Raw genomic sequence first — 502 nt, 5'->3', positions numbered from 1 at the left:
AAGAGGTATATAGACTCCTAATGGAATCTGTTCTTATGCAGCCATTCCAAATAGTTGATGAATGAACTTCACTTGATTGTGGACAGACTTGTCCCGTAAAGCAAGTTGTCCTTTTTTAATGATATGCGTCGCTTCTATTCCCGAAAGAATAGATTTAGCTGTCCGAAAAGATTTCAATCCTAACATCGAACGAACTCTCTTTTTAATAAAACGATGATCTTGTTCCACAATGTTATTAAGATATTTTACTTGCCTTATTTGGATGCCTATGGGCATCTTTTTCTCTTTCTTCAACTCTTCAATCGCCATAGGATAGGATGGGTTCTTGTCTACTGTGATAACACGAAGCCTTGAAACATGAAAAGACCGCAAAGCTTTCTTGTTTTGCTTAAATAAAAATCAATCGTATTTCCTTCTGAATCAACGGCACGATATAGGTACATCCATTGACCATTGACTTTTACATACGTCTCATCGACTCGCCAAGAATCATTGGTTGGCT

General features: G+C 37.3%; 1 pseudogene. It reads right to left on the bottom strand.

Annotated features, from left to right (window positions below):
• Window positions 1–33: 33 nt before the first annotated feature.
• A pseudogene (locus tag K9V48_RS28555) lies at window positions 34–502 on the bottom strand (IS6 family transposase); the annotation flags it as partial.

The organism is Metabacillus rhizolycopersici (genome assembly GCF_020075705.1).
The sequence above is the reverse complement of the archived record's forward strand: the minus strand, read 5'-3'. Positions and strand labels throughout refer to the sequence as shown.